The following is a 3,313-nucleotide window of genomic DNA, read 5'->3' on the forward strand; positions in this document are numbered from 1 at the left end:
GAGGAGATCGACGCGGCGCTGGAGCGGATCGACGCGGTCGCGGCCGACCTCGATGCGGCGGGGATCGACTACGCGATACCGGAGCTCGGGGCCATGGTCGAGACGCCGGCCGCGTCGTTCGTGGCGGACGCGCTCGCCGCACGACTCGATTTTCTCAGTATCGGCACGAACGACCTCACGCAGTACGTGATGGCCGTCGACCGCGAGAACGACGCGGTGGGCGACTACCACGATCCGCTTCACCCGGCGGTGTTGCGGGCGATCGACCGAACAACGACGGCCGCGATGGCCACAGACGGGGACGTGTGGGTCGGGATGTGCGGCGAGATGGCCGGCGACCCGGAGCTGACGGCGCTGCTCGTCGGGCTCGGACTCGACGAGCTCAGCATGAGCGCCGTGACGATCCCGGCGGTGAAACGACGGGCTCGGGAGGTCGACGCGGCCGAAGCCCGCGCGCTCGCAGTCGACGCTCTCGCGTGTGAGACCCGCGAAGCGGTCCGGGAGCTGCTCGGGACGTAGCGGTGGTCCGCGGGCCGCTACAGCTTCTCGACCTCCCGTGCCGCCTCAGCCTGCTCTTTGACCGTCTCCAAGGTCGCATCGGGGTCGGTCGCCGCGACCGCCGCGTTGACCGCGCCTTCGAGCACGGGTGCGTCCGCGATGACCGCGTGGAGGTCGGCCATCTCGATCGCCACATCGGCGTTCATCACCGCGCTGCCGAGGTCGACGCCGGCCACGACGTCGTCGCCGTCGTCGGCCGCGGCGAGCGCCGCCGTGATCGCGTCCGGAACGGTTCCGATCCCACCCTGTCCGTCGCCGCCGACGGCCTCGATGCGAGTGTCTCCGGCCATCTCGGCGGCGATCTCGCGGATCCCAGTCGCCGCGCGCTCGCTGTGTGAGACGACGACGAGCCCGACGCTCACGAGTCCCCCTCGGCGTCCACCTTGCTGTTCGTCCCGTCCGCGTCCGTCCCGTCCGTCTCCTCGTCCGGGATCGTCGGCGAGGTCGCGTCCACGTCCGGGATCGGTTCGTCGAGCCGATCCGCTGCCGTCTCCAGCAGCTCTTCCAGGATGAACAGCGTGCTCGTCGCGCCGGGGTCCTGGTGGCCGACCGACCGCCAGCCGAGGTAGGAGGCACGCCCCTTCCGCGCGCGGAGGGGAACGGTGAACGCCACACCGCGCTCTGCTGCGTCGACTGCCCTCGCGAGCGCTTCGAGCGGCGGCCGGTCGTCGGTCTCGATCGACTTCTTGAACGTGTGAACCGCCGGCGTCAGCGCGTCCACCATCGTCACGTCACCGACGCGGGCGTCGCCGCGGTCCGTCACCTTCTCCAGATACGTCTCCGCGAACGCGACGGCCGTCTCGGCGGTGACGCCCCCCTCCAGCTCCGCGCCCGCGAACACCAGCGACCCGCCGAACAGCGGCCCCGACGCGCCCCCGACCTCGGACATGAGCGTCTTCCCGACCGTCTTTGCGACCGTCTCCGGGTCCCGGTCGTCGAGGTCGTGTGCGGCGTCAGCGGCGGCCGCCCACCCCCGCGCCATGTTCCCGCCGTGGTCCGCGTCGCCGATGGCGGAGTCGAGCTGTGTGAGGTGGTCGCGCTCCGCCTCGATCCGCTCCGCGACCCGTTCGACGGCCGCGACGACCGCGTCGCCGTTCCCGCTCATCGGACGCTCAGTCCGGGGGTGTCGGCCGGCGCATCGAACAGCGTCTTCAGCTCGTCGTCGAGCACGCACACCGTGACGGAGACGCCCGCCATGTCGAGCGAGGTCATGTAATCGCCGACCCACGCGTCGTGCGTCTCGATCCCGCGCTCGCCGAGCAGTTCTTGAAGCCGCCGATTGACGACGAACAGCTCCATCTCCGGCGTGCCGCCCATCCCGTTGACGATCGTGAGCACCTCCGCCCCCTCCTCGACGTCGAGGTCCTCCAGTACGGCCTCGGTCAGCTCGTCCGTCACCTCGTCCGCGGGCATCGTGTCGGTGCGCTCGGTGCCCGGCTCGCCGTGGATCCCGATCCCCAGCTCGATCTCGTCGTCCCCCAGGTCGAACGTCGGCTCACCCTTCTCCGGCGTGACACACGAGGTGAGCGCCATCCCCATCGTGCCCACGTTGTCGATCACCTTCTCGGCGACGCGTTTGACCTCCGCCAGCTCCGCGCCCTCTGCGGCTTTCGCGCCCGCAGCCTTGTGGACGAGGATCGTCCCGCAGACGCCCCGTCGGCCGGAGGTGTACAGCGAGTCCTCGACGGCGACGTCGTCGTCGACGACGACGCTCTCCACTTCGATCCCCTCCATCTCCGCCAGCTCGATGGCGGTCTCGAAGTTCATCACGTCGCCTTCGTAGTTTTTGATGATGGCGAGTACGCCCTCGTCGCCGGCGCACGCGCCGATCAGCGCCTCGAACTCGTCGGCAGTCGGCGAGGAGAACACGCCGCCTGCGGCCGCCCCGTCGAGCATCCCGTCGCCGATGTAGCCGGCGTGAGTCGGTTCGTGGCCGCTCCCGCCCCCCGTGACGAGGTTCACCTTGTCCAGCGGCGCGTCCTCGCGGACGAGTACCTGCGTGTCGGGGAGCCGGCGGAGCCGGTCGGGGTACGCCGCGAGCATCCCGTCGAGCATTTCGTCGACGACGTCGTCCGGATCGTTGATGAGTTTCTTCATGATCGACGTACACACTGTCCCGTGACCGGTTAAAGATGGTGGCGTGAGCGGTCGTACGGGCGATTCTCGGCGAAGCTGTCCGCTGGACTTATAACACCTCATTCGTCGGCTGTGTTGAAACCCTCCAACGCTGATACGGGCTCCGTGCCGAGTACAGGGCGCGTATCTCGCAGACCTGTTTCGGAGTACGCGAACAAACTCGTACCGAGTTAGGTATCGAGTTCGGCAGCGAGGAACACCCAGTGTTCGTCTCTGTCATCGCTCTTTCTCCGAAAACGGAGGGTTCAACCAAACGGTACCGAACCATTCGCGGCTTAGCCCGTCGTCCTCTTCGTGAAACGCGTCGACGCATGTGGCGTTGCTTCGGCACCCGATGCAGGGTCTAGATCGAAACCTCCGACTGCCTCGGCGATCGGTCTGACAAACTCAGCTGGTGTGCCGAACTCATCACTGCTGTTCTCGTGGAACTCGTGTGAGAACAGGCTCACACGAGGATCACCACCAGGTTGACGGCGGCGACGACCGCGCCGATCACGGCGACCCCGAAGCCGACCCACGGGGAGACGTCGAGCGCGTCGGCGGCGGTCGGCCACGCGAGACAGCACACGGTGACCGCGGCGAGCATAACGAGCACCGTCGGCAGCTCGCCGAGCTCGAG

General features: G+C 68.4%; 4 protein-coding genes. 1 reads left to right on the forward strand and 3 read right to left on the reverse strand.

What is annotated here, in order from left to right:
- On the forward strand, positions 1 to 519 hold a 519-nt coding region (locus tag ACFQEU_RS13315; RefSeq protein ID WP_379782917.1), incomplete at its 5' end, for a putative PEP-binding protein.
- Positions 520 to 536: 17 nt separating this feature from the next.
- Here the strand turns inward: ACFQEU_RS13315 and ACFQEU_RS13320 are convergent.
- Genes ACFQEU_RS13320 through dhaK form a run of 3 tightly spaced genes read right to left on the reverse strand, consistent with a single transcriptional unit; the run spans position 537 to position 2,655 of the window.
- Positions 537 to 920, reverse strand: coding sequence for a PTS-dependent dihydroxyacetone kinase phosphotransferase subunit DhaM (locus ACFQEU_RS13320; protein WP_379782919.1), 384 nt, complete (start codon positions 918 to 920; stop codon positions 537 to 539).
- Positions 917 to 1,663, reverse strand: a complete 747-nt coding sequence (gene dhaL / locus ACFQEU_RS13325; protein ID WP_379782921.1) for a dihydroxyacetone kinase subunit DhaL — start codon at positions 1,661 to 1,663, stop codon at positions 917 to 919. The genes ACFQEU_RS13320 and dhaL overlap by 4 nt, the downstream gene beginning before the upstream one ends.
- Positions 1,660 to 2,655, reverse strand: coding sequence for a dihydroxyacetone kinase subunit DhaK (gene dhaK / locus ACFQEU_RS13330; RefSeq protein ID WP_379782923.1), 996 nt, complete (start codon positions 2,653 to 2,655; stop codon positions 1,660 to 1,662). Before dhaK ends, dhaL begins: the two co-directional genes overlap by 4 nt.
- Positions 2,656 to 3,313: the final 658 nt, after the last annotated feature.

Source organism: Halorubrum tibetense, from assembly GCF_042661865.1.
In the GTDB taxonomy this organism is placed as follows: Archaea; Halobacteriota; Halobacteria; order Halobacteriales; family Haloferacaceae; genus Halorubrum; species Halorubrum tibetense.

Excerpts from the sequence above, each read along its gene's own strand:
- dhaL (WP_379782921.1), bottom strand. The coding sequence starts at position 1,663 with ATGAGCGGGAACGGCGACGCGGTCGTCGCGGCCGTCGAACGGGTCGCG.
- dhaK (WP_379782923.1), bottom strand. The coding sequence starts at position 2,655 with ATGAAGAAACTCATCAACGATCCGGACGACGTCGTCGACGAAATGCTC.